The following is a 23,297-nucleotide window of genomic DNA, read 5'->3' on the forward strand; positions in this document are numbered from 1 at the left end:
GTCCGGTTGGCAGGGGCCGGGCAGAAAACCTGCCCGGCCCGAAACATCAGTTGGCGAAGGTCGCCTTGACCTGGTCATCGCTGAGGCGCGTGCTGGCCCAGAACGAGTCCGACAGATCCGGCTTCACATACTCGTCGATATTGGCCTCGGTAATGGTGGGCACCGGCAGGAGGGTGTCGCGCAGAACATCCTTGCCATCAAGCAGGTCCACCGTGACCTTGAGAGCCTCGGAACCAAGCCAGGTTGGCTTAGCCGTGCCGATCGACTTGAAGCCGGTGGATTCCAGAGCTTTCCAGCGCTTGAGATAGCCATTGTTGTCTTCGCCGGTCATCGGCACCAGTGGACGTTGGGCCGCTTCGAAAGCGTCGATGGCGCCCAGGGTCATGGCGCCGCCCTGCGACCACACCCCGTCGATTCCGGATTGGCGGCGAGCAGGTTCGACACGGCAAGCTTGCCCTGGGCATAGTCCCAAGAGGCATCGACGGCCGATAGAATCTGAATGCCGGGATTGGCATCGAAAACGGCCTTGGCGCCGTTAAACCGATCGTCGCTGACGGAGATGCCGGCGATACCGTTCAGCGCGATGATCTTGCCCTTGCCGCCGAGTTGATCGACCAGCCAGGTGGCACCGGCTGTGCCGATTGCCACGTCATCGACGGTCAGCAGCGCATCATAATCCTGCGATTTGATCGTGGAGGCCAGCAGCACGACCTTGATGCCGGCGGCGCGGGCCTTCTTCAACACCGGGATCATTGCGGTCGGCGAATTGGGCGTGGTGATGATGGCATCAACGCCCTTGGTGATCAGATCCTCGATATTGGAGATCTGCTTTTCCGTCTTGCCCTCGCTTTCGACGTAAACCACATCGACGCGATCGGCCATGCGCTCGGCCTCGGCCTTGAATTCGGCTGCCAGCTGGACAGACCAGCTATTGCCCATGAAATAATTGTCGTAGCCAATCGTGTACTTGTCCGCAGCCAACGCCGACGTCGCCATACCGGCGATCATCACAGCCGCAGAAAGGATTCCCATCATCCTTTTGTGCATTGAAAGCTCCCTTCGACTGGTCGCAGGTGAAGCGATGGCGACCCTCATCTCGAGCAAGATGCTATCTTGTCCATACAACGAGTCAAGCTGACCGATCAAAATTCCGGCGGCATCGTTTTGTGGTGCATTTAGAGGCAATCAGCCATTGATGGCGTCCACGGCTCGGCGCACCCAGCCCAGGCGCTTTTCAGGGATCAGGCCGTAATTGTAGAAGTTGATACCGTTGGCTCCACCGGCAATGGCGGCCCTGCTGCGATCGATCAGCGCTTCGGACGACGGCATTTCCGGATAGAACACCCGGAACCCGGCGCCAAGATATTTGTCCGGCCCGAGCGCCAGGCGGCCTTCGCGCATGAGTGCCTCGACGGCCGCAGGCTCCATCCAATAGGCACACAGAATAGCGCCGTCGCAAACCTTGCCGATCTGGGCAATGTCGCAACCGCCAAGCCAGCCATCCTTGAGATCGATGAGATAGACCTTCGTGCCGCCGAAGGCGCGCTCGCGGATGTCGCGCACCAGGCTGGTCACCGGCTCGAACCGCCACATCAGATAGGCATGAACCTCTGGCCATGGCTTGAACACATCGAGCCCGGCCGCCGGAAAGTCGGGCCAGCGCGCCGCCGGGATCTCCCGCTCGCTCATGTCCAGGATCCATTGTCGCACCGTCGCTCGCGCCTGTTCGGCATCGACGCCAGCCTTGGCGGCGCGTTCAATGCAGGACGGGCAGAAGCACAGCGATAACAGGAAGTCGTCTTCGGCAACCATGCCGACGCCATCTTTTTCGTGATGGAATTCGTGGGCAAAGCCCATGAAAGAGGGGCTTTCAAGTTCCATCACGTCGGGCTTGTAGCCATGCGTAACGTCTTGGACCAAGGTCGTCACATAGGCCCGCGCATCTGGATTAGAGGGGCAGAGATTGTAGTAGTTGGGATCGCCAAAGGCATTGCGCGTGACGGCGTGGGGATGCAGCATGCCCAACCTGGTATTGTGCAGGCAAACGGTCCAGCACGACACTTTCATGCCGCCCCTATCGCGACGGCGCACCAGATCAGCCAAGACGTCGTCGTGGGCAACCACATCCGCAAGCTTGGGCTGGATCACCAGCCCTTCCCACAGCGCGGGCGTCGGCCGGAAATAAATCGTGCCATCCTCGGGATAGTAGGATTTCCGCTTCGGGCTGCGCGGCTGCAGGAAGCGACCGGCGTGGTAAGACGTTGCAAGGCTGATGCAGTTCAGGCCGGCGCTCCCTGCCAAATCGTCGACCGCGCGCTGCGGCGTCAAATCCTGAACGTCCCAAGGGTATGTCCACATCGACAGATGCATGGCAGTCTCCAATCCGGCAAACCGAATTTGTCCTGTTGTGCGGACAACTTGTCAAGAATGACTCAAGCAGGGCTGACGGCGATTGCCTTCAAGTGAGTTTTCGTAACGCGGCAACAGCCGGCTTAATGAAGCAACCTGGCATGGTCTGGAAAGGCTCGCGATGTGGCAGCAAAGGATTTCCAAGATTCAGGTCAGCGGCTGAAGCCTGATAGCCAAAATTTTTAACAACATGTCCAAGTGCTTAACAGGAGTTTGCCTCAAAATACGCCAGAAAACTCTGTCGCTGTAAAATTAGCCATTGACTCGCTTTAACGCCCCGGTAAGCTTTGTACCAATGTAAAATTGGTTCGGGCCTTGCTGAAGCAGATGGATAGCCAAGGCGTCAGCAATAATTCCTTGATCGTGCGGTCCCGCCTGATGGACCTCATCAGGAGTGGCGCGCTTGGGGCCGAGGGCAGGCTGCCGACTGAGCGAGAACTTTGCGTCAATCTGGCTGTCAGCCGGCGGGCCGTGCGGTTGGCGATCGAGTCCCTCGAAGCCGAAGGGCTGGTGTGGCGGCGGCAAGGCAAGGGCACGTTTGCCGGGCGGGAACCCGATCCTGCCGGCGTGGTGGCAGCGGCGCTCGTTGGCGATACAACGCCGATCCAGGTCATGGAGGCGCGGCTCTGTATCGAGCCGATGCTGGCGTCGCTCTGCGCCAGTCGCGCCCTGCCCGACGATATCGCCCGCATGCGCCATCTGGCGGGTCGGGTGGCCGAGTCACGCGATGCCGACAGTACGGAATTGTGGGACGGTGCGCTGCACCGCCTGATTGCCGAGTGCTCGCATAATCGTCCGCTGATGACGATGGTCGCCCTGCTCGACGAAGTGCGCACCAGCGAGACTTGGCGCCAGATGCGGGCCAAGGCGCGCTCGCTCGAAACGCTCAAGGTCAGCGATGGCGAGCATCGCGCCATTATCGAGGCGATCGCGGCTGGCCAGGCCGACGCCGCCGGCCGGGCCATGCACAACCATTTGTCGACACTGATGGGCAATATCACCAAGCTCTTCGGCACGCCGCCCCCGACCCCAATCTCCTACCTCGCCCAATCCTAGGGAGCAGCCCACATGACGCAGCCGCTGACCACAAACGATATCGAAGCGGCGGAACGGGTGCTGGGCGTGGCCTATAGCGCCAGTGAGCGGCAGCAGATGGTGGACAATCTGGAGGGCCAGATTGCCTCGGCGGCGTTGCGCCGCGCAACGCCGCTGGACAATGGCGTGCCCATGGCATCGCGCTTTGATCCGCGCCTGCCCGGTTTCAGCCTGCCGTCGGCCAAGGGCACGCGGTTCAGCACTCCAGCCAGCGTGACCGCTCCCGGAGATGACGAGGATATCGCTTTCGCACCCATTACCCAGCTTGCCGCCTGGCTCGGCGCGGGTACGTTGACCAGCCGGCGGCTGACGGAAATCTATCTGGCGCGCATCACGTTGCTTGATCCCAAGCTCGAATGCTTTGCCATGGTGACGCCCGAACGCGCACTGGCCGAAGCCGATGCGGCTGATGCGCTGTTGCGGGCCGGGGTCAACCTGGGGCCTTTGCACGGCATTCCCTACGGGCTCAAGGACCTGTTCGATACGGCCGGCATCGTCACCGGCTGGGGCGCCGAGCCGTTCCGCGACCGCGTGCCAGAGACCGATGCAAGCATCGTGGGCATGCTGCGCGCGGCGGGCGCGGTTCTGCTCGGCAAGACGACGCTGGGGGCGCTGGCCTATAACGATATCTGGTATGGCGGGGTGACCCGCAATCCATGGAACCTCAATGAAGGCTCGAGCGGCTCCAGTGCCGGCTCGGCCTCGGCGACGGCAGCGGCGCTCTGCGCTTTCGCCATCGGTACCGAGACGCTGGGCTCGATCACCTCGCCCAGCCAGCGCTGCGGCACGACGGGTCTGCGCCCCACCTTCGGCCGCGTGTCTCGCGCGGGGGGCATGGCACTATGCTGGTCGCTCGACAAGGTCGGCCCGATCTGCCGGTCGGTCGAGGATACCGCCATTGTCCTCAAAGCCATCAACGGTGGCGACCTGGCGGATCGCTCTTCGATCGACGCGCCGTTCAATTTCGACGCCGGCGCTGGAATTGCCGGCATCACGCTGGGCTATATCCCCGATGCTTTTGGCGAGGGCGCTACCGCGGTCGACCATGCCGCTCTGGCGGCGGCGCGCCGGCTCGGCATCGAAGTGGTGGAAGTCACCCTGCCCGACCTGCCCTATGGCGCGCTGATGAACATCCTTTACGCAGAAGCCGCCGCGGCGTTTGAGGAACTCACGCTGAGCGGGCGCGACGACACGCTGACCTGGCAGGACGACGGCGCCTGGCCCAATACCTTCCGCAAGGCGCGGTTCCTTTCGGCGGTCGATCATATCCAGCTCGACCGGCTGCGCTATCAGGTGATGCAAGCGCTCGACGGCGTGTTCAATCGAGTCGATGCCCTGATCGGGCCGTTCATGACCGGGCCAATGCTGATCGCCAGCAATTTCACCGGGCATCCCTGCCTGCATCTGCGCGCAGGATTTCTGGAACTGGGCTCGCGCGCCCTGGCCTCGCTGGGCTCGGGCAAGCTGACGGTGGGCGACGAAAATACATCCGGCCCGACTTTCACCGTGCCACAGGGCATATCGCTCTGGAGCAGGCTGTTCGACGAGGGGACGATCCTCAATCTGGGCATGGCGCTGGAGCGTGAGCTCGATGTCGCCAGCCGCCGCCCAGGCTTTGCCGCCTGAGCGGAACATCGCCAGGCCCGTTATCAGAAGCCCGCAAATAGCGGGACCGGTCGCATGTCTTTCGCCACTTCGTCCGGAGCACCGGCCGATTACTTCAACCGCAGGGATCGATCATGAAGCGCAGGGATTTTCTGATGTCGACCGCCGCCCTCATGGGCAGCACCGCCGTGTTCACCAACCTCACCACCCTCTCGGTCGTGGCCCAGGAAACGCCGGTTACCGGCGGTACGCTGATCTGGGGGCATTCCGAAACGGTGCAGAACCTCGATATGCACCAAACCGGCACCGCTTCGACCAGCCGCGTGCTGCAGAACGTGCATTCTTCCATCGTCACGGTGGACGCCAACCTCAACGTCATTCCGGGACTGGCCGAAAGCTTCGAGGAGGCCCCCGACGGGCTGACCTACACGTTCAAGATGCGGCCAGGGGTCAAGTTCCACAACGGCGCGACGCTAACGGCGACCGACGCCAAATATTCGTTCGAACGCTGCAAGGACCCGGCGACCGGCGCGGTCAATTTCGAAGTGTTCAACAATGTCGCCTCGATGGAAACCCCTGATGAGATGACGCTGGTCATCAAGATGAGCCAGATCAATGCGCCATTCCTGTCGCGCCTGGCCGAAAACGGCGCCGGCGTCATCATGCCTAAGGACTCGGGCGACATCCAGGGCACGACGCCGACCGGCGCGGGTCCGTTTAAGTTCGTCAGCTACGAGGCCGGCAATGCCGTTACCCTGGCGCGGTTCGACGAGTATTGGGATGGCCCGGCCTATCTTGATGGCGTCGTTGCCCGCGAGATTACCGAGCCGACCGTGCGCCTGACCGGGCTGCGAACCGGTGAATTGCACATGATCAACGATATTCCGCCCGACCGGATGGAAGAGATCAAGGGCGACACCAGCTTGCAAACCGTGTCGTGGTTCCCGTTGAATTTCGATTTCATCAACATGAACAACGATTTCGAGCCGTTCAAGAATCCCAAGGTTCGCCAGGCTTTCGACATGGTCATCGACAAGGAACTGCTGCTGCAGGGCGCGCTGTGGGGCCAGGGCAAGATCACCGCATCACCCAGCTATCCGACCTCCTCGGCCTATAATACCGCCCTGCTCAACCGCGCGCAGGACATCGCCGGAGCCAAGGCGCTGCTCGCCGAAGCCGGCTATGCCCCCGGCGCGCTCAAGATCGTGTTCAAAGCCACGACCAATTATCCCTATCACATCGAAGCGGCGCAAATCCTGGTGGAATGGTTCCGCGAGGCCGGGGTCGAGCTGACCATCGAGCAACTCACCTGGGCCGATTGGCTGAGCCAGGTGTGGACCGACAAGGACTTCGAGATGTCGATGATGAACTTCTTCGGCCTGTGGGAATCCGACTTTCTCTATTACAGCCTTTATCACTCGACCGGTGGTTTCAACTATCGCCACATCAACGACCCGGTCATCGACGAGCTGGTCACACGCGCCCGCGTCACCGTCGACGGCACGGCGCGCGCCGATATCTACAAGCAGGTGCAGCAGCGCGTGTTCGATGAGGCGCTCGACGTGGTCATCTGGTTCCGCAACGGCTCGGCCGCGGCCCAGACCAGCGTCGGCGGGCTTGATACGCTCGTGCATCCGAACGGCAACGCGCTGCAGTTCCACAAGGTCTGGCTCAAGGCCTGACCTACTTCGCGCCGGCCGGCCCGCTTCGGTGGACCGGTCGATCTTGACCGACCCTTATTCAGGCAGGCCGCATGAGCTATTTCCTCAATCGCACGCTCTCCATCGTGCTGACGCTGCTGCTGATCTCGATGATTACCTTCGCGGTCACCAATATCCTGCCGGGCGATGTCGCGATGATGATCATGGGGACCCAGAGCAATCCCGAGGCGCTGGCCGGATTGCGGGAATCGCTGGGGCTGAACGATCCGATCTATATCCAATACCTCCACTGGATCGGCGGCATGCTGACCGGAAACTGGGGCAATTCGCTGATCTTCAAGGTGCCGATCGCGACGCTGCTGCTGCAGAAGGCCACCGCCAGCGCCATCATCGTCGTCATGTCGATGACCATTGCGCTGGCTGTGGCGGTGCCGCTTGGCGTCTGGTCGGCGGTCCATCGCGACAAGTGGCAGGATACGGTCAGCTCCAGCGCAGCCCTGTTCGGTGTCAGCTTGCCGGATTTCTTCTGGGGCATCATGCTGATCCTGTTGTTCGCACGCACCCTGGGCTGGTTTCCTTCCAGCGGGTTCAGCGATCCGGGCGAGGATTTCACCCAGTCCATCTACCACGCCTTTTTGCCCGCCCTGGCTTTGGGGCTGGGGCTGATGGCGCATCTGACCCGCATGACGCGCTCGACCATGGTGGGTATTCTGGGTCAGGAATTCATCCGCGTCAGCCGCGCCAAGGGCCTGTCCGAACGCACCGTCGTGTGGCGCTACGCCCTGGCCAATGCCATCGGGCCGGTGGCAACGATCGCGGGCCTGCAGATCGGCTATCTGTTCGGCTCGATCATCGTGGTGGAAACCTTGTTCGGCTATACCGGCATGGGCTGGCTGACGTATCAGGCGCTGCTCAACCGGGACGTGCCGCTGATCCAGGCCTCGGTATTCTTGATTGCGGCCGTGGTGATGCTGACCAATTTCCTCGTCGATCTGTTCTATCTGCTTGTCGATCCACGCGTGCGGTTGGGGTGAGTGCAGTGAAGCGTTTCCTCACCACCAAGGGCCTGATCGGCATCGCTTTGCTGGGCCTGATGCTGCTCGTCGCCATTCTCGGCCCGATGCTCGTTCCCGCCGATTTCGCCACCCGCATGGATATGCGCGCCCGGCTCAGCGGCCCGACTTTTGCCCACCCGTTCGGCACCGATCAGCTCGGACGCGATCTGTTCTTCCGCGTCGTGCTGGGGGCGCAGACCTCGCTGACCATCGCACTGGCAGCCGTCGTCACCAGTATCGTCATCGGCCTGCCGCTCGGCATCATTTCGGGCTATGCGCGCGGCCATGTCGACAACGTGCTGATGCGCCTGGTCGATACGCTGCTGGCCTTCCCCGCCTTACTACTGGCGCTGACCATCAGTGCCATGCTGGGACCGAACCTGCAGAACACCATCATCGCCATCGGCATCGCCTTTACCCCGTTTCTTGCCCGCATCGTGCGCGGCGAGGCGCTGCGTGTGGTCCAGATGCCCTATGTCGAGGCGGCGCGCGCTTCGGGCACCAATGACGTACAGATGATCATCCGGCATATCCTGCCCAATATCATGCCGCAGATCATTGTCCAGGCGACGATCAGCCTGGCCTTAGCGATCCTGGCGGAAGCCGGGCTGTCGTTCCTGGGCCTGGGCACGCAACCGCCGCAATCGTCCTGGGGCCTGATGATCCAGGCCTCGCGCGACTATCTCGACGTGGCGCCCTGGACCGCGCTGGTGCCCGGCATCGCCGTGGCGCTGACCGTGCTCGGCCTCAACATGTTCGGCGACGTGCTGCGGGACGTGCTCGACCCGAGGGCACGATAATGGAGCCCGTCATGCCCTACACAACGATCGCCGCGCCTGCCCCGCTGGTGTCCATCGAGAGGCTGCGCGTCGAGTTCAAAATCGACGGCACGACCGTGGTCGGCGTCGAGGATGTCAGTTTCGCCATCCGTCCGGGTGAGACTGTCTGCGTCGTGGGCGAGAGCGGATCGGGCAAATCGGTGACTTCGCTGTCGCTGATGCGGCTGGTCGAATTCGGCGGCGGAAGCATTACCGGCGGCAGCCTGCGCTTTGCCCGCGCCAGCGGCGAGGTCATCGACGTCACCAAGGCCAGTCCAGAGGAGATGCGCTCGATCCGTGGCAACGAAATCGGCATGATCTTTCAGGAGCCGATGACGTCACTCAACCCGGTTTTTACCATCGAGCGGCAACTCACCGACGGTCTGAAGGTGCACAAGGGCCTCAGCGGCGAGGCCGCTCATGCCAAGGCGCTGGAGTTGCTGCAATCGGTGCGTATCCCCGAGCCGGAGCGGCGCCTCAAACAATATCCACACGAACTCTCGGGCGGCATGCGCCAGCGCGTCGTCATCGCCATGGCCATGGCCTGCGAACCGCGCCTGCTGATCGCCGATGAGCCGACAACGGCGCTGGACGTGACCATCCAGGCCGAAATCCTGGGCCTGATCGATCGCCTCAAGCGCGAAAACAACATGGCCGTGCTGTTCATCACGCACGACATGGCCGTGGTGGCGCAGATGGCCGACCGTGTCGTGGTCATGTATCGCGGCAATATCGTGGAGGAAGGGCCGGTCAACGAAATCTTCGAGACCCCGCGCGAGGACTATACCCGCGCCCTGCTCGCCGCCGTGCCCAAGCTCGGTGCGATGACCGGCAAGGCGGCGCCCGAGCCGATGCCGATCATGGGCGCGACGGCGGCGCCGATCGTCGAGGCGACACAAGCCGCCGTCCGCGCCCCGAGGGTGTTGCTGGAGGTCAAGAACCTCACCACGCGCTTTCCGATCAAGGGCGGCCCGCTGCGCCTGACGACCGCCAATGTGCACGCCGTCGAAGATGTGAGTTTCTCCGTCAATGTTGGGGAAACGCTGGCGCTGGTCGGTGAATCGGGCTGTGGCAAGTCCACCACCGGCCGCTCGATCCTGCGCCTGATCGAAGCCCATTCCGGCTCGGTCACGCTTGACGGCTGGGACGTGCGGGCGCTGCGCGCCGCCGATCTGCGCCGCGCGCGCCGCGACATGCAGATGGTGTTTCAGGACCCGTTCGCCTCACTCAATCCCTATATGCGCCTGCGCGACCAGGTCAGCGAGCCGCTGATCAATTTCGCCATCGCCTCGGGCAGTGCGCTCGACGACATGGTGGCCGATCTGTTCGACCGGGTGGAATTGCCGCGCGCCTTCATGCGCCGGTTTCCGCACGAGCTTTCGGGGGGCCAGCGCCAGCGCGTCGCCATTGCCCGGGCGCTGGCGACCAGCCCCAAGCTGATCGTCGCCGACGAGGCGGTCTCGGCGCTCGACGTGTCGGTGCGCGCCCAAATCCTCAACCTGATGATGCAGTTGCAGCGCGATCTGGGCCTGTCCTTCCTGTTCATCAGCCATGACATGGCCGTGGTCGAGCGGGTGTCGCACCATATCGGGGTGATGTATCTGGGGCGCATCGTCGAACTGGGCACTCGCGCCGATGTGTTCGAAAATCCCAGTCACCCCTATACCCGCACGCTGCTTGCGGCTGTGCCGATCGCCGATCCGCGGCAACGCCGGTTGCATGACGACCGCAGTTTCCGCGCCATTGCCTCGCCGGTGTTTCCGGTAGGGCATATGCCCGCGCCATCCACCTATGACGAAGTGAGCCCCGGCCATTTCGTGCTGCAACAGCAGAACTAGAACTCTAGGAGCAGACAATGCCGATCAAGAACCGCGTTTCCGACCTGCATGCTGAGATCACCGCATGGCGCCAGGACATCCACCAATATCCCGAACTGATGTACGACACCAACCGCACCGCGGCGACCGTGGCCTCCAAGCTGCGCGAATTCGGCTGTGACGAGGTGGTCGAAGGCATTGGACGCACCGGCGTAGTCGGCGTGATCAAGGGCCGCATGAATACGCGCGGGCATGTCGTTGGCCTACGCGCCGATATGGATGCGCTGCCAATTCTCGAGGCCACCGGCCTGCCCTATGCCTCCAGGACGCCGGGCAAGATGCATGCCTGCGGCCATGACGGCCACACCGCCATGCTGCTCGGCGCCGCTAAATACCTGGCCGAAACGCGCAATTTCGACGGCAGCGTGGCGGTCATCTTCCAACCCGCCGAAGAAGGTGGCGCAGGGGGTCAAGCCATGGTCAATGACGGCCTGATCGAGCGCTTCGCGATCAAGGAAGTCTATGGCATGCACAACCAGCCCGGCCTGCCCGTCGGTAGTTTTTCGATCCGGCCCGGCGCTTTTTATGCAGCGACGGACAATTTCACCATCGACGTCACCGGCAAGGGCGGCCACGCGGCCAAGCCGCATGTCACGATCGACACCACCGTCATCGCCAGCCATATCGTCCTCGCACTACAAACCATCGCCTCGCGCAATACCGACCCGCAGCACTCCGTGGTGGTCTCGGTCACCAGTTTTCGCACCGAGAGCGAGGCCTACAACGTCATCCCCGAGCGGGTACAATTGCGCGGCACGGTGCGCACCTTCGACAAGGCCATTCGCGCCATGGCGGAGGAGCGCCTGATTGCCATCGCCGGCCAGACCGCTACTGTCTTTAGTGGCACCGCCACGACGTTGTGGGAGCGCGGTTATCCCTCGATGGTGAATGCAGAGACCGAAACCGAATATGCCGCGGAGGTGGCGCGCAAGGTCTCCGGTCGCGCCGTGGTCGACGCACCGGCCATCATGGGCGGCGAGGATTTTGCCTATATGCTGGAAGCTTGCCCCGGCGCTTACATCCAGATCGGCAATGGCGACACGGCCGACGTGCACCATCCGCTCTACAATTTCAACGACGAGGCCATCCCCTCCGGCGCATCCTATTGGGCCGAGCTGGTCGAAACCCGAATGCCCGCCGCCTGAACTGCAATATCCTACGTGCGGAGACATCATGCTGGAACGTGACTACATCATGCCGGGCCGGTCGGCTGCGCTGGGCGAAAACGGCATGGCCGCCACTTCGCATCCCCTGGCGACGCTGACTGCCATCGACATCTTGCGCGCCGGTGGCAATGCGATGGACGCCGCAATTGCGGCAGTCGCCGTGCAATGCGTGGTCGAGCCCGCCATGACCGGGATCGGCGGCGACTGTTTCGCCATTGTCGCCCCGGCCGATGGCCGACCCGTCACCACCTTCAATGGCTCGGGCTGGGCACCGGCTGGCGTATCCTCCGAGGCGCTACGGGCCACCGGATTGACGGTCATTCCCGAAGCATCGCCGCATGCCGTCACTATTCCCGGCGCCGTGGACGCCTGGTGCCAGCTCTCGGCCAGCTATGGCCGGCTCGAACTGCCCCAGCTTCTGGCGCCGGCTATTGCCTTGGCGGAAAACGGTTTCCGCGTCACTGGCCGCGTGGCGTCCGATTGGGCGCGTTATCGCTCCCGCCTCGAGCATCATGCGCCCGCCCGCGCGCAGTTCACCCCCGGCGGCAAGGTGCCGCGCACCGGCGATCGCTTCGCCAACCCGGCCTTGGCCCGAACCTTACGGGCTGTCGCTACCCGTGGCCGCGATGCTTTTTACGACGGCGCTGTCGCCGCGGAAATCACCGCCACGCTCCGTGCCCTGGGCGGAACACATACGATCGAAGATTTTGTCACCTATCGCGGCTTCGAGACTGCCCCGATCAGCGCCGCGTTTCGCGGCCATGACATTCTGGAATGCCCACCCAATGGCCAAGGGCTAGCCGCCTTGGTCATCGCCCGCATTCTCGATGGTTTTGACTTGTCGGACGGTGCCGTCAGCGAGGCCGACCGCATCCACCTGCTCGCGGAGGCGACCAAGGGCGCTTACCGCCTTCGCGACACCCTGCTGGCCGACCCGGCCCATATGACGGTCAGCGTCGAGGACATTCTTGCCGACAGCCATATTGACGGCCTGCGCCGCAAAATCCGCCTAGACCAGGCGTCGGCTCCCGAAATCTGGGATGGCCCGGTGCATAGCGACACGGTCTATCTTACTGTAGTCGATCGCGATCGTAACAGCGTTTCGCTGATCAATTCCATCTTTGCCAGCTTCGGCAGCGGCATCTACGCTCCCGATAGCGGCGTCTTGCTGCAGAACCGCGGCAGCGGCTTCTCGCTGACCGCCGGTCATGCCAACGAACTGGCACCGCGCAAGCGGCCGTTGCATACCATCATTCCCGGACTATTGATGAAGAACGGCACTCCCGTCATGCCGTTCGGCGTCATGGGCGGCCAGTTCCAGGCGACCGGCCATGCCCACTTCCTCAGCCACGTCCTCGATCGCGGCTACGATCCCCAGCGCGCCAACGAAGCGCCGCGCAGCTTTGCCTTCGATGGCCTGCTGACCCTCGAGCCCAGCTTCGGCGCGGCCGTGCGCGATGATCTCGTGGCGCGCGGCCACCGCACCGCCTGGGCGACCGATCCGATCGGCGGCTGCCAGGCCATTTTCATCGATCACGCCAGGGGCTTGCTGATCGGCGGATCTGACCATCGCAAGGACGGCATGGCACTGGGTTATTGAGCAAGGAGGCCGAAAGTGATCGTTCATGCCCTGCGGCTGCTACGTCGTCCTACAGGGCCTTGATGAACGACAGGATGCGCGGCGCGACCAGATCGGCCATTTCGGCATGGGGATAATGGCCGGCACCATCGACGATCATGGTTTCGGCATTGAGCTTGCCCGCCAGCATGCGGGCTTCTTCGACCGCGTCGTTAAAGTCCGGGTCCTTGGTGCCCATTACGATAAGCGCGGGCACGTGGGTTGCCTCGAGAATGGCCGCCGTATCGGCCTTGGACAGGGACAGCATGGCCAGAAGGGCATCCATGCGTCCCGGCTCCCGCAAGTTCTGCGTAATGGCCGACTTGACCTCGGCGTGATCGGCGGGCTTGCGGGTGGGAAACAGGCTGTCCCAGTACATGGTCCAGAAGCCGACGCGCCAGGGCCCGGCAAAGCCGACTTTCACCGACAGTTTCTGCACGAAGGACGCTTGGAGATCGCGGACGATCGGCCCCAGCAGCACGACACCGTTGACCTGCTCCGGTGCATCCTTGGCAGCCCAAAGCGCGGACCCGGCAGCGAATGAATTGCCCATGATGGTGGCCGGGCCGGTGCCGAGGTGCTTGAGGACCGCAACTGCATCGCGGCCGACGGCGCGGGCAGAGAAATCGGTCCACTTGGCGGAGGTTTCGCCGAAGCCGCGGGCATCCATGGTGATCACCCGGTAGCCGGCCTGCTGCAGGGCCGGCCGGATCAGGCGATACTCGGAGCGCAGATCGCCCATGCCGGGAATGGCAAGGATCGCGGGGCCGTTGCCGCCGGTATCCTCGAAGGCGATGCGGCCGCCCTCGGTGGAGATGAACTGGGTCTGGGTTGCGGTGGTGTTCATGATGTTTCCGTTTCTGCGTTTTGATCTGGATCGCCGGTCAGGGCCGCGATCTGTTCTGTTGACCTCACTAATGTAGCTGCCTTATTTTCGGATAATAATCGGGCAATAAAAGATAGCGTCGTTCCAAAAATGAATACCCTCGACTGGACGCTGCTGCGATCTTTCCTAGCTGTGGTGGAGAGCGGCTCGCTGTCCACGGCAGCCAGAAGCATGGGGGCGACACAGCCGACGTTGAGCCGGCACATTCGCGAACTGGAGACGGCGCTCGGGGTGATCCTGTTCACGCGGTCTGCGCAGGGACTGGACCCCACGAAGGCAGCGCTGGGCCTGATCGATGATGCGCGTGCCATGGGGGCAGCGGCAGAGGCGTTGAGTTTAAAGGCCCAAGGGCGCTCGCAGCAGCTGTTCGGTACCGTAAGGATCACGGCATCGGTCATCGTCGCCAACCTCATGCTACCGCCAATTGTTGCCGCCCTGCGGCAGGCCGAGCCGAGCATACAGATCGAGATTGTCGCCTCTGACGCCAACCAGAACCTGCTTCGCCGGGATGCCGACATCGCTATTCGCATGGCCGATCCGACGCAGAACGCCCTTATCGCCCGCAAGCTCGGAGACACGGCTATGGGGCTGTTTGCTACGCGCGACTATTTCGAACGCCGTGGCCGGGTGGCTTCAAAGCACGATCTCCGGCAGCACGATCTCATCGGTCTTGATCGCAGCGACCTCCTCATCCGCGCTTTTGCCGGCCACGACATCCACCTGACCCGCGAGGAATTTGCGCTGCGAACCGATGATGGCATGCTGACCTGGAACCTGCTGCTGGCAGGCACGGGCATCGGGATCGCTCAGGTGGTTCTGGCAAAGCGCCATCCCGAACTCGAACAGGTCGATGGCGGGCTGCGGTTGGGCGCCCTGCCGGTCTGGCTGGTCATGAGCGAGGAGGTTCGCAGCAATGCCCGCATTCGCCGCGTGGCCGATTTCCTGTCGGGCGCCCTCAGCACCGTCCTGCGCAGCACCACCAAAAGCGGGGACGAGCACGGGCAGTCGTAGCGTGATCCGGTGGGCCGGGGCAGCGCGGTGGAGCTGCCCCGGTTCTCGTTCAGGCCTTCGACCACGCCCTGCCAATGAGGACGAAGAAGACCGGAACGAAGAAGATGCCGAGCAAGGTGCCGGCAAGAGTGCCGCCGACGACGCCAATGCCGATGGCGTTTTGCGCGCCCGAGCCGGCGCCACTTGAAGTGGCCAGGGGGATGACGCCGAGCAGGAAAGCGAGCGACGTCATCACGATCGGGCGCAATCGCATCCGGGCGGCACCAGTGATGGCCTCGATGACGCTCATGCCTTGCGCCCTCAGGTCGCGGGCAAATTCGACGATCAGGATGGCGTTCTTGGCGGACAGACCCATCGTCGTGAGCAGCCCGACCTGGAAATAGACGTCGTTGCTCTGGCCGAACAGGTAAGCGGCCAGCAGGGCGCCGGCGACGCCCACCGGCAAGGCCAGGATAACCGAGAACGGTATGCTCCAGCTTTCATAGAGCGCTGCGAGGCACAGAAAAACCACGAGGATGGACACGGCGTAAAGCAGGATCGCCTGCGAGCCCGACAGTCGCTCCTGATAGGACAAACCCTCCCAGGCGACGCCATAGCCGCCGTCCATGCCGGCAACCAGTTCCTCCATCTTGTCCATGGCCGCGCCGGAAGATACCCCAGGGGCGTTGTTGCCGCTCATCGACACCGATGGCGTGCTGTTGAAGCGGGCCAACGATGCCGAGCCCTGGACCCACTGCGTGGTGGCGAAGGAAGAGAATGGCACCATTTCGCCGTCCCGGTTCTTGGCAAACCAGCTTTTGATATCGTCGGGCTGCCGCCGATACTGGGCGTCGCCTTGCACCATGACCGGCTTGATTTCGCCGTTGTAGATGAAGTCATTGACGTTGGCGCCGGCGAAGGCAACGCTCAGCACCGCGTTCGCGGCCGACAAGTCGATGCCCAGGGCGCCGGCTTTCTCCTGATCGATGACCACTTTGAGCTGGCTGTTGAGATCGCCGGTATTGCCGCGCACATTAGTGACTTCGCTGGTTTGGCCTGCAAGCCGGGCCAACTCGTTGCTGGCTTCGCCAAGCGCTTCGGGCCCATTATTGGCTTGGTCGAGCAGCACCATTTCGAATCCATTGGACGTGCCCAGGCCCTGGATTGCCGGCGGTGCGAGGGCAAACACCTGGGCATCGCGGATCTGCGAGAAATACATCAATGCCCGCTGGGATATCGCGGACGCGGAGAGACGGTCTTGCTTTCGTTGGTCGAAATCCTTCAGCCGGACGAAGGCCATGGCGCTGTTTTCACCGCCACCGCCGCCGACGCTGAAGCCCAGGATCATGAATACGCTTTCAACCGCGTCGGTCTCCTGGGTGAGATAGTAGTTCTCCACGATGTCCATCGCCGCCTGGGTGCGGGCCGCGGTTGCTCCATCGGGCAGGGTAATAATGGTCAAGAGCACGCCCTGATCTTCTTCGGGAAGGAAGGAGGTGGGCAGCTGGGTATAGAGCCAATAGGCACCGCCAAGCAGGCCAGCGAAAACCACCAGCACGACAAAAGGACGGCGGATCACCTGTCCAACCGCGCCGACATACCCGCCGGTGAGATTGGCAAAGCCGGTATTGAACCAACCAAAGAGATTGAAGCGGCGTGGACGGTCGGGGTCATGCGGCTTGAGCATCAAGACGCAAAGCGCGGGGGTAAGCACGATGGCGACGACTGCCGACAGAATCATGGCCGACGCGATGGTCACGGAGAATTGGCGATAGATGACGCCGACCGAGCCCGAAAAGAAGGCCATGGGGAGAAAGACCGCCGTCAGCACTGCAGCAATGCCGATGACGGCGCCAAGAATTTCATCCATCGACTTCTCGGTCGCCTCGCGGGCCGAGATGTGCTCCTCGCTCATAATGCGCTCGACATTTTCGACCACGACGATGGCGTCGTCGACCAGAAGGCCGATTGCCAGCACCATGGCGAACATGGTCAGCGTATTGATGGAATAGCCAAACATGGCAAGGACACCGAACGTGCCCAGCATCACCACCGGCACGGCGATCATCGGAATGAGCGTGGCACGCCAGTTCTGCAGGAACACCAGCAAGACGACAAAGACCAGGGCAATCGCCTCGATCAGGGTGTAGATGACCTTCTCGATCGAAAGTTCCACGAAAGGCGTGGTTTCATAAGAATAGACGACTTCCACGCCTTCGGGGAGGGTGTTCGCCAGCCGGTCAAGCGCCGCATGTACGCCGTTGGCGGTGTTGATGGCGTTGGCTCCACTGGCCAGTTGAACGCCGAAGCCGGCGGAAGCGACACCGCTGTAGGACGACTCCTGCCCGTAGGATTCGAGCCCGAGTTCAACGCGCGCCACGTCGCTCAACCGCACGGTGCCGCCGTCGCTTCCCGACACTAGAATGATGTTTTCGAACTCGGCCACGGTCTGCAATTGCGACTGTGCCGTCATGGTGGCGCGCAATTGCTGACCCGCCGTCGTCGGAGACGAGCCCAGGGCACCCACCGAAACCTGAACGTTCTGCTGCTGGATGGCCGCCGTGATGTCGCTTGGCGTGAGGCTGTATTGCGCCAATGAAAGCGGATCGAGCCAGATGCGCATGGCATAGCCGGAGCCGAAGGACGAAATACTGCCTACGCCTTCGACCTGCTCGACCACCGGCTCAATCGTGGTGCTGGTGATTTCGGCGAGTTCGGACGAGGTGTAGCGACCGTCCTTGGAGATGATGTTGCCGACCATCAGGATGCTGCTGCCGGAACGGTTGACCGTAAGGCCTGCCTGCTGCACGACGTCCGGCAGGTTGCTCTCGACAAGCGCCAGTTTGTTCTGAACTTGAACCTGGGCAATATCGGCATCGATCGCATTGCCGAAGGTCAGGGTGACGCTGGCAGAGCCGGTCGAGGACGAGCTCTCCATATAGAGCAGGTCAGAGAACCCCGTCATCGCTGATTCAATAACCGTCGTCACCGAGTTCTCGACCGCCTCGGCAGTCGCACCGCTATAGGCCGCCTGGATGGTGATCGTTGTCGGGGCGACTTCCGGGTATTGCGAGATGGGCAGCGAATAGATGCCGACCGCTCCGGCGAGGCAGGTAACGATGGCAAGGACGATGGCAAATATCGGACGAGCGATAAAGAAGCTCGACATCGAACGACGTGTTGGCATACCCGAGGCTGCCGGCGACTGCGAGGCTGGAACCGACATCAGTTGGCCCCCTGTTGCGCCGGAGCGGTCGCCGAGCCGGTTTCAGGCGCTTCGCCCGTCGCCGCCGCATCTGCGGGCGGGACAGCGCCCGCCGGAGGTGCTCCTGCGGGAGAAAAGCCTGGTTGCGGCAGCGCTTGGGGCGGTTCCTGGTAAATCACGCCATCGGCGTCCACGGTCACTTCCAACGGGCTGACTGCGCTGCCCACCTGCACTTTTTGCAGTCCATCCATGATGAGCTGGTCACCGGACTCAATGCCGGCCGTGACGACCCAGGAATTGTTGACGACTCGCTCGGTGGTCAGTATGCGCAGCTCAACCTTGTTGTCGGCACCGACGAAGAAGGCTGTGGGCTTGCCATCCGCGTCAAAGGTCACGGCGCGTTGCGGGACGAGATAAACGCCGTCCTGCTCGCCGAAATCGATGGTCGCCCGCACGAACATGCCGGGCAGCAGCATGCGCACGGGGTTCGGCATGCTGGCGCGCAGCGTGAAGGTGCCGGTGGTTTCGCTGACCACCAGATCCATGCTGGAAACGCTGCCTTTCTGGTCGTAGAGGGTGCCATCCTCAAGCGTGAGCGTCACCGTGAGCATTGGGGGCCGGGCGGCGTCCGGCGTGGCTTGGCGGTCTCGCATGGCCTGCCTGGAGCTCAGCAGGTTGGCGCTGCTCTCGACGAGCGTGATGTCCACCGGATCGATCTGCCTGATGGTGGTCAACCCGTCGGCCTGGTTCGCGGTCAGCAAGGACCCGAGCTGGACATTGACGGTACCGACGATGCCCGAGATCGGGGCGGTGATCGTGGACCGCTGCAGCGTGAGATTGGCGACCTGCAACTGAGCCTGTGCGCCGGCAAGGGTGGCCTTGGCCTGGGCAAGCGTGACCTGAGCGGTGTCGAGTTCAGCTTCGCTGATACCGCCCGAATTGACGAGGGCTTGATATCGATCGACCGTTGCCTGCGCGGTGGGCAATTGAGCTTGGGCGCTGGCGACCGAAGCCTGTGCAACCGCGACGTCGGCCTGGTAGGTGGACGGGTCGATGGTGGCAATGGGTTCCCCGGCAACGATCTGCTGCCCTTCGCGGATAAACACCTGCGTTACGACTCCACCAACTTGGGGACGCACATCTGCCGTCGCGGAAGCGATGACACGGCCGGGAAGCACCGTGGTGATAGGCGCGGCTTCCGGCTGCATGGTGATAACGCCAACTTCGGTGGGTCCCCGCGCACCCATGCCGGGCATGCCGCCGGGTGGACCGCCTGCCGGCTGGGCGAGCGCAGGAAGTGCGGCAGTTGAAAAAAGCAGCGTGCAAACCAATGGAAGTGCAAACTTGTTCATGTTTTCGGCCTTGATCAGCGCAATGAAGGGTCCCAGCCGCCGCCAAGGGCAAGACTGAGGGCGATATACTGCAGGCCAACCTCGACCGTGCTTTGGGCCAGGGAGTCGCGCGCCGAATAGAGCGAGCGCTGTGCCGTCAGCAGCGTGATGAGCGTGGTCTCACCGGCAGCGTATCGCTCCTCGGAGAGTTCTGTCGCCTGGGAATAACTCGCATAACTGTTGGCGAGTTGATTTCGGCGTGTCTGCTGTCGATTCAGCCCGACGAGTGCATTTTCAACCTCCTCGACGGCCTCGAGCACTGTTTGCTTATAGCCAAGATAGGATTGGCGGGCTTGCGATTGCTCGATCAGCACGGTTTGCTTGAGTTGCCCGCGATTGAAAACCGGCAGGCTGAGCGCGGGTCCGATGGACCAGGTGGTTGTGCTGGCAACGGTCAGATTTCCCGACAGCGACAGGCTTGGATAGAGATCGGCTTCGGCAACGCCAATATCGGCAGTCGCTGCCGCGAGCTGACGCTCGGCCTGGCGGATGTCGGGACGATCGCGCATCAAATCTGCCGGAACGCCGGGCGACACCGAAGTCTTGAACCGCGGAACTTGCGAGTCATCGCTGAAAAGTGCCCGCAGAGACTTGGGTTCTTGACCAAGCAGCACGCCCAATCGGTGGATGGCCTCGCCCAACGCGATTTCAAGGGTCGGGATCGTTGCGGCAGTGGTGCTGACCTCACCCTGCAGCTGTGCAAGATCGAGATTGCTCGTAAGCCCGGCTTCGTTTCGCTGCCGGGTGACGCTGAGCGTACGGTTCTGGCTCTCGAGGGTCGAGCGCGCTATATAGAGACGATCCTGGTAGCCACGCGCCTGCAGATAGTTCTGGGCAATTTCTCCGATCAATGAAAGCCGCGCCCCGTTAGCCTCCTCGATGGCGGCGTCCAGCGTGGCCTGGGCTGCTTCACGCTGCTTTGCCAGCCCACCGAACAAGTCGATCTCCCAGCCGGGCGACACGCTCGCGGAGGCACTGAAATCGGTATCGCCGGACGTAGCGCCACTTGCCAAACCTTGCGCAAGCGCCGCGCCCGACGGCACGTTGTTGAGCCCGGTCGAGACGGCGCTCTCGCGAGCGGCCACCACCCGTTCCAGGGCCTGGGCGACGGTGAGGTTCTGATCCAATCCGGTGTCGACCAGGCGGTCGAGCGTGGCGTCGTTGAATGCGCGCCACCATTGCACCTTGGCTGTTATCGTCTTTGCCCCGCGAACGTTCGAGCCGTAGGTCACAGCCGAACTGATGGTCGGGGGCTGGTAGGCGGGACCAAGAGTGGTGCAGCCGGCAAGCGTCGATGCAAGAATAATTGCGGTGGTCATTGAGCGCAGCACAGCGAAACTCCAGAAGGACTTCACCTGTGTGGCGCGCCGATGTTGCTAGCCGACAACGTTTCATTGCCGAACATGTCCGGCTCGGAGAATCTTCTTGCTCAATGTTGCCAAGCTGGATTTGGCAACATTGCGTAACACCTTCAAGCTGGACGTGGCGCAGGGCTAGGCTATCAATGCCGGCAGGGAGGTCGTCATGGTAGCAAGCATTCTGGTGGTCGATGACGATCCGGAGATACGACGTCTGCTCAGTCGCTTTCTGTCCGAGCAAGGCTTTCGCGTTTCCGCGGCAGGAAGTCGCGCGGAGTTCGACGAGCGCATGGCTGACGCTCAGTTCGATCTCGTCATTCTGGACGTCATGCTGCCCGACGGTTCGGGCCTCGACATCTGTCGACGCCTGCGCAACCGTAATCCGGGCATTTGCATCATTCTTGCCACGGCACTGAAAGAAGAGGTCGACCGCATCGTCGGGCTGGAACTGGGCGCCGACGATTATATCGGCAAACCGTTCAGCCCGCGTGAACTGGTCGCCCGGATCCGGGCGGTGCTCCGCCGGGCCGGAGAAAGCGCGTCTGCGGGCGGCACGCGCGAATGTTACCGGTTTGCAGGCTATATCGCCGATCCCACCGAACGTACGGTTATCAGTCCAAAGGGTTATTCGCTGGATTTGACCGGCGCAGAGTTTCAACTGCTTCAGGCGCTACTGGACCGTCCCGGCAGGATATTGTCACGCGAGCAGTTGCTGGACTTGACCCAGGGACGCGAGGTCAACGTCGTCGATCGGTCCATCGATGTTCTGATCAGCCGTATCCGCCGCAAATTTCGTGATGCGGGAGACGAGGATATCGTCAAGACGGTGCGCAATGGCGGCTACCAATTGGCAACCCGGGTCGATCGCGCCGAGGGAACGACTTGACGCAGTTACGGCTTCGCATCGCTGCAATCTTGATCGGCGCCATCGTCCTGGTGCTGGCGGTCGGGACGCTGGCCAGTATCGTCGCGATCACCTATCCACTACCCGCAAGGATGGTTGGACCCATGGCCTTTCAGATCAGGGCCCTGAACGGGGTGATCAACCCTGGACGCTCGAGCTTCCTCAGCATGACCCAAAGTGAGATCGATCAGCTCGGCCCCGTCCGCGCCGATCTGAGCCAAGCCATTCGGGATCAGCTTTCAAAAGACGGAATTGCCCTCCCCGTCACGGTTTACGACAATCCGCAGACCGATACGCCCGTCGCCGTGGTCACCATCGGCAGCGAACGGGTCGACATCGATTTTCCGAAAGATCTTCGTCCACCGATGGACTTCCTCGTGATCATGGGGGCGTGGATGGGACTGGTCGTGGTCTGCGTCGTTGTCGTATCGCTGGTCATGGCGTATCGCGTGACCCGTCCGTTTGCCGTGCTCGAAAGGGCAGTTGGCACCGTGGGTCCCGATGGGGTGCTTCCCCATGTGCCGGAGGTGGGCAGCCGGGAAACGATCGAAACAGCGATGATGCTCAACCGGCTATCCGACCGCCTTAGGGCCGCCATGGAAAGCCGCATGAGACTGGTCGCGGCGGCCGGACATGACTTCAGGACGCCGATGACGCGCATGCGCCTGCGGGCGGAATTTCTCGACGACGAAGAGCGGGCGTCCTGGCTCAAGGATATCGACGAGCTTGAGCGGATTGCCGACAGCGCCATCGGCCTGGTTCGCGAAGAAGTCAGCCAGGCGCAACTCGAGATGGTTTGGCTGGACGAGATGCTGGCCGGCGAAGTTCATGACCTGATCAAGCACGGATATGCACTCCAGCTCGGCAAACTGGATCATGCCGCGCTTCCGCTGCCGCCTCTGGCCATGCGCCGTGCGCTGCGAAACCTTTTGATCAACGCCGCCACTCACGGAAAATCCGCCACCGCCGAACTGCATACCAGGGCTGGAAACGCGACGATCACGATCCGGGACGAAGGGCCCGGGATTCCCGACGACCTCCTGGCACGCGTATTCGAGCCATTCTTCCGGGCGGAACCAGGCCGCTTGCAAACGGTCCCCGGCGCAGGTCTGGGGCTGGCGCTGGCCGCAGAAATCGTCGAGCGAAGCGGCGGCACCCTGACAATCAGGAACCGGCAGAGCAGAGGGCTCGAACAAACGATTGCATTCGCATTGCCGAGCATTGAATAGGCAAGGTCTCGCCGACGGTGTTATCCCTGG

General features: G+C 62.5%; 18 protein-coding genes. 11 read left to right on the plus strand and 7 right to left on the minus strand.

Annotation, left to right across the window (positions count from 1 at the left end):
- Nucleotides 1-46 precede the first annotated feature (46 nt).
- From ACFE8X_RS00245 to ACFE8X_RS00255, 3 genes are all read right to left on the minus strand, one after another.
- Nucleotides 47-385: a hypothetical protein gene (locus ACFE8X_RS00245; RefSeq protein WP_375449427.1), complete on the minus strand. Its 339-nt coding sequence runs from the start codon at nt 383-385 to the stop codon at nt 47-49.
- The gene (locus tag ACFE8X_RS00250) at nt 382-1,047 is read right to left on the minus strand and encodes a substrate-binding domain-containing protein (protein WP_375449428.1); all 666 of its coding nucleotides are present in this window, start codon (nt 1,045-1,047) and stop codon (nt 382-384) included. Before ACFE8X_RS00250 ends, ACFE8X_RS00245 begins: the two co-directional genes overlap by 4 nt.
- 138 nt (nt 1,048-1,185) lie before the next feature.
- Nucleotides 1,186-2,370 carry a hypothetical protein gene (locus ACFE8X_RS00255; RefSeq protein WP_375449429.1) on the minus strand — a complete coding sequence of 395 codons (1,185 nt, stop codon included), beginning with the start codon at nt 2,368-2,370 and terminating at the stop codon, nt 1,186-1,188.
- A 354-nt stretch (nt 2,371-2,724) separates the two neighbouring features.
- On the opposite strand from ACFE8X_RS00255, the gene ACFE8X_RS00260 reads away from it, so the two are divergent.
- The 8 genes from ACFE8X_RS00260 (at nt 2,725) to ggt (ending at nt 13,286) form a co-directional block, all read left to right on the plus strand.
- A complete protein-coding gene (locus tag ACFE8X_RS00260; RefSeq protein ID WP_375449430.1) occupies nt 2,725-3,465 on the plus strand; it encodes a FadR/GntR family transcriptional regulator in 741 nt (246 codons plus the stop codon).
- 12 nt (nt 3,466-3,477) lie between these two features.
- Nucleotides 3,478-5,130, plus strand: a complete 1,653-nt coding sequence (locus tag ACFE8X_RS00265; RefSeq protein WP_375449431.1) for an amidase — start codon at nt 3,478-3,480, stop codon at nt 5,128-5,130.
- Between the two features lie 134 nt (nt 5,131-5,264).
- Nucleotides 5,265-6,791, plus strand: a complete 1,527-nt coding sequence (locus ACFE8X_RS00270) for an ABC transporter substrate-binding protein (RefSeq protein WP_375449432.1) — start codon at nt 5,265-5,267, stop codon at nt 6,789-6,791.
- A gap of 71 nt (nt 6,792-6,862) precedes the next feature.
- A complete protein-coding gene (locus ACFE8X_RS00275) occupies nt 6,863-7,804 on the plus strand; it encodes an ABC transporter permease (RefSeq protein WP_375449433.1) in 942 nt (313 codons plus the stop codon).
- 5 nt (nt 7,805-7,809) lie between these two features.
- Nucleotides 7,810-8,625 (plus strand): ABC transporter permease, encoded by an 816-nt coding sequence (locus ACFE8X_RS00280; RefSeq protein ID WP_375449434.1) that lies wholly within the window; start codon nt 7,810-7,812, stop codon nt 8,623-8,625.
- A gap of 11 nt (nt 8,626-8,636) precedes the next feature.
- Nucleotides 8,637-10,481: an ABC transporter ATP-binding protein gene (locus tag ACFE8X_RS00285; protein ID WP_375449435.1), complete on the plus strand. Its 1,845-nt coding sequence runs from the start codon at nt 8,637-8,639 to the stop codon at nt 10,479-10,481.
- A 17-nt stretch (nt 10,482-10,498) separates the two neighbouring features.
- Nucleotides 10,499-11,665 (plus strand): M20 aminoacylase family protein, encoded by a 1,167-nt coding sequence (locus ACFE8X_RS00290; RefSeq protein ID WP_375449436.1) that lies wholly within the window; start codon nt 10,499-10,501, stop codon nt 11,663-11,665.
- A 28-nt stretch (nt 11,666-11,693) separates the two neighbouring features.
- A complete protein-coding gene (ggt, locus tag ACFE8X_RS00295; protein WP_375449437.1) occupies nt 11,694-13,286 on the plus strand; it encodes a gamma-glutamyltransferase in 1,593 nt (530 codons plus the stop codon).
- Between the two features lie 49 nt (nt 13,287-13,335).
- Here the strand turns inward: ggt and ACFE8X_RS00300 are convergent, their stop codons facing one another.
- The gene (locus tag ACFE8X_RS00300) at nt 13,336-14,151 is read right to left on the minus strand and encodes an alpha/beta fold hydrolase (RefSeq protein WP_375449438.1); all 816 of its coding nucleotides are present in this window, start codon (nt 14,149-14,151) and stop codon (nt 13,336-13,338) included.
- A gap of 129 nt (nt 14,152-14,280) precedes the next feature.
- Between ACFE8X_RS00300 and ACFE8X_RS00305 the strand changes: the two genes are divergently transcribed.
- Nucleotides 14,281-15,201: a LysR family transcriptional regulator gene (locus ACFE8X_RS00305; protein WP_375449439.1), complete on the plus strand. Its 921-nt coding sequence runs from the start codon at nt 14,281-14,283 to the stop codon at nt 15,199-15,201.
- A 49-nt stretch (nt 15,202-15,250) separates the two neighbouring features.
- On the opposite strand, the gene ACFE8X_RS00310 is transcribed toward ACFE8X_RS00305, so the two are convergent.
- From ACFE8X_RS00310 to ACFE8X_RS00320, 3 genes are read right to left on the minus strand one after another with little or no spacing between them, the layout of a single operon-like run.
- Nucleotides 15,251-18,349 (minus strand): efflux RND transporter permease subunit, encoded by a 3,099-nt coding sequence (locus ACFE8X_RS00310; RefSeq protein WP_375449848.1) that lies wholly within the window; start codon nt 18,347-18,349, stop codon nt 15,251-15,253.
- A gap of 56 nt (nt 18,350-18,405) precedes the next feature.
- Complete coding sequence (locus ACFE8X_RS00315; RefSeq protein ID WP_375449440.1) at nt 18,406-19,737, minus strand: efflux RND transporter periplasmic adaptor subunit; 1,332 nt, start codon at nt 19,735-19,737, stop codon at nt 18,406-18,408.
- A 14-nt stretch (nt 19,738-19,751) separates the two neighbouring features.
- A complete protein-coding gene (locus ACFE8X_RS00320; protein ID WP_375449441.1) occupies nt 19,752-21,095 on the minus strand; it encodes an efflux transporter outer membrane subunit in 1,344 nt (447 codons plus the stop codon).
- A 205-nt stretch (nt 21,096-21,300) separates the two neighbouring features.
- Here ACFE8X_RS00320 and ACFE8X_RS00325 point away from each other — a divergent pair, with 205 nt between their 5' ends.
- Both ACFE8X_RS00325 and ACFE8X_RS00330 read left to right on the plus strand, forming a co-directional pair.
- Nucleotides 21,301-22,020 carry a response regulator gene (locus ACFE8X_RS00325; RefSeq protein ID WP_375449442.1) on the plus strand — a complete coding sequence of 240 codons (720 nt, stop codon included), beginning with the start codon at nt 21,301-21,303 and terminating at the stop codon, nt 22,018-22,020.
- Nucleotides 22,017-23,267, plus strand: coding sequence for a sensor histidine kinase (locus tag ACFE8X_RS00330; protein ID WP_375449443.1), 1,251 nt, complete (start codon nt 22,017-22,019; stop codon nt 23,265-23,267). The genes ACFE8X_RS00325 and ACFE8X_RS00330 overlap by 4 nt, the downstream gene beginning before the upstream one ends.
- Nucleotides 23,268-23,297: the final 30 nt, after the last annotated feature.

Origin of the sequence: uncultured Devosia sp., from assembly GCF_964244875.1 — a bacterium.
Taxonomy (GTDB): Bacteria; Pseudomonadota; Alphaproteobacteria; order Rhizobiales; family Devosiaceae; genus Devosia.

Coding starts and splice junctions, on each gene's coding strand:
- ACFE8X_RS00245 (WP_375449427.1), bottom strand. CDS start 385: ATGACCCTGGGCGCCATCGACGCTTTCGAAGCGGCCCAACGTCCACTG.
- ACFE8X_RS00250 (WP_375449428.1), bottom strand. CDS start 1,047: ATGCACAAAAGGATGATGGGAATCCTTTCTGCGGCTGTGATGATCGCC.
- ACFE8X_RS00255 (WP_375449429.1), bottom strand. CDS start 2,370: ATGCATCTGTCGATGTGGACATACCCTTGGGACGTTCAGGATTTGACG.
- ACFE8X_RS00265 (WP_375449431.1), top strand. CDS start 3,478: ATGACGCAGCCGCTGACCACAAACGATATCGAAGCGGCGGAACGGGTG.
- ACFE8X_RS00270 (WP_375449432.1), top strand. CDS start 5,265: ATGTCGACCGCCGCCCTCATGGGCAGCACCGCCGTGTTCACCAACCTC.
- ACFE8X_RS00275 (WP_375449433.1), top strand. CDS start 6,863: ATGAGCTATTTCCTCAATCGCACGCTCTCCATCGTGCTGACGCTGCTG.
- ACFE8X_RS00285 (WP_375449435.1), top strand. CDS start 8,637: ATGCCCTACACAACGATCGCCGCGCCTGCCCCGCTGGTGTCCATCGAG.
- ACFE8X_RS00290 (WP_375449436.1), top strand. CDS start 10,499: ATGCCGATCAAGAACCGCGTTTCCGACCTGCATGCTGAGATCACCGCA.
- ggt (WP_375449437.1), top strand. CDS start 11,694: ATGCTGGAACGTGACTACATCATGCCGGGCCGGTCGGCTGCGCTGGGC.
- ACFE8X_RS00300 (WP_375449438.1), bottom strand. CDS start 14,151: ATGAACACCACCGCAACCCAGACCCAGTTCATCTCCACCGAGGGCGGC.
- ACFE8X_RS00305 (WP_375449439.1), top strand. CDS start 14,281: ATGAATACCCTCGACTGGACGCTGCTGCGATCTTTCCTAGCTGTGGTG.
- ACFE8X_RS00310 (WP_375449848.1), bottom strand. CDS start 18,349: ATGTCGAGCTTCTTTATCGCTCGTCCGATATTTGCCATCGTCCTTGCC.
- ACFE8X_RS00315 (WP_375449440.1), bottom strand. CDS start 19,737: ATGAACAAGTTTGCACTTCCATTGGTTTGCACGCTGCTTTTTTCAACT.
- ACFE8X_RS00320 (WP_375449441.1), bottom strand. CDS start 21,095: ATGACCACCGCAATTATTCTTGCATCGACGCTTGCCGGCTGCACCACT.
- ACFE8X_RS00325 (WP_375449442.1), top strand. CDS start 21,301: ATGGTAGCAAGCATTCTGGTGGTCGATGACGATCCGGAGATACGACGT.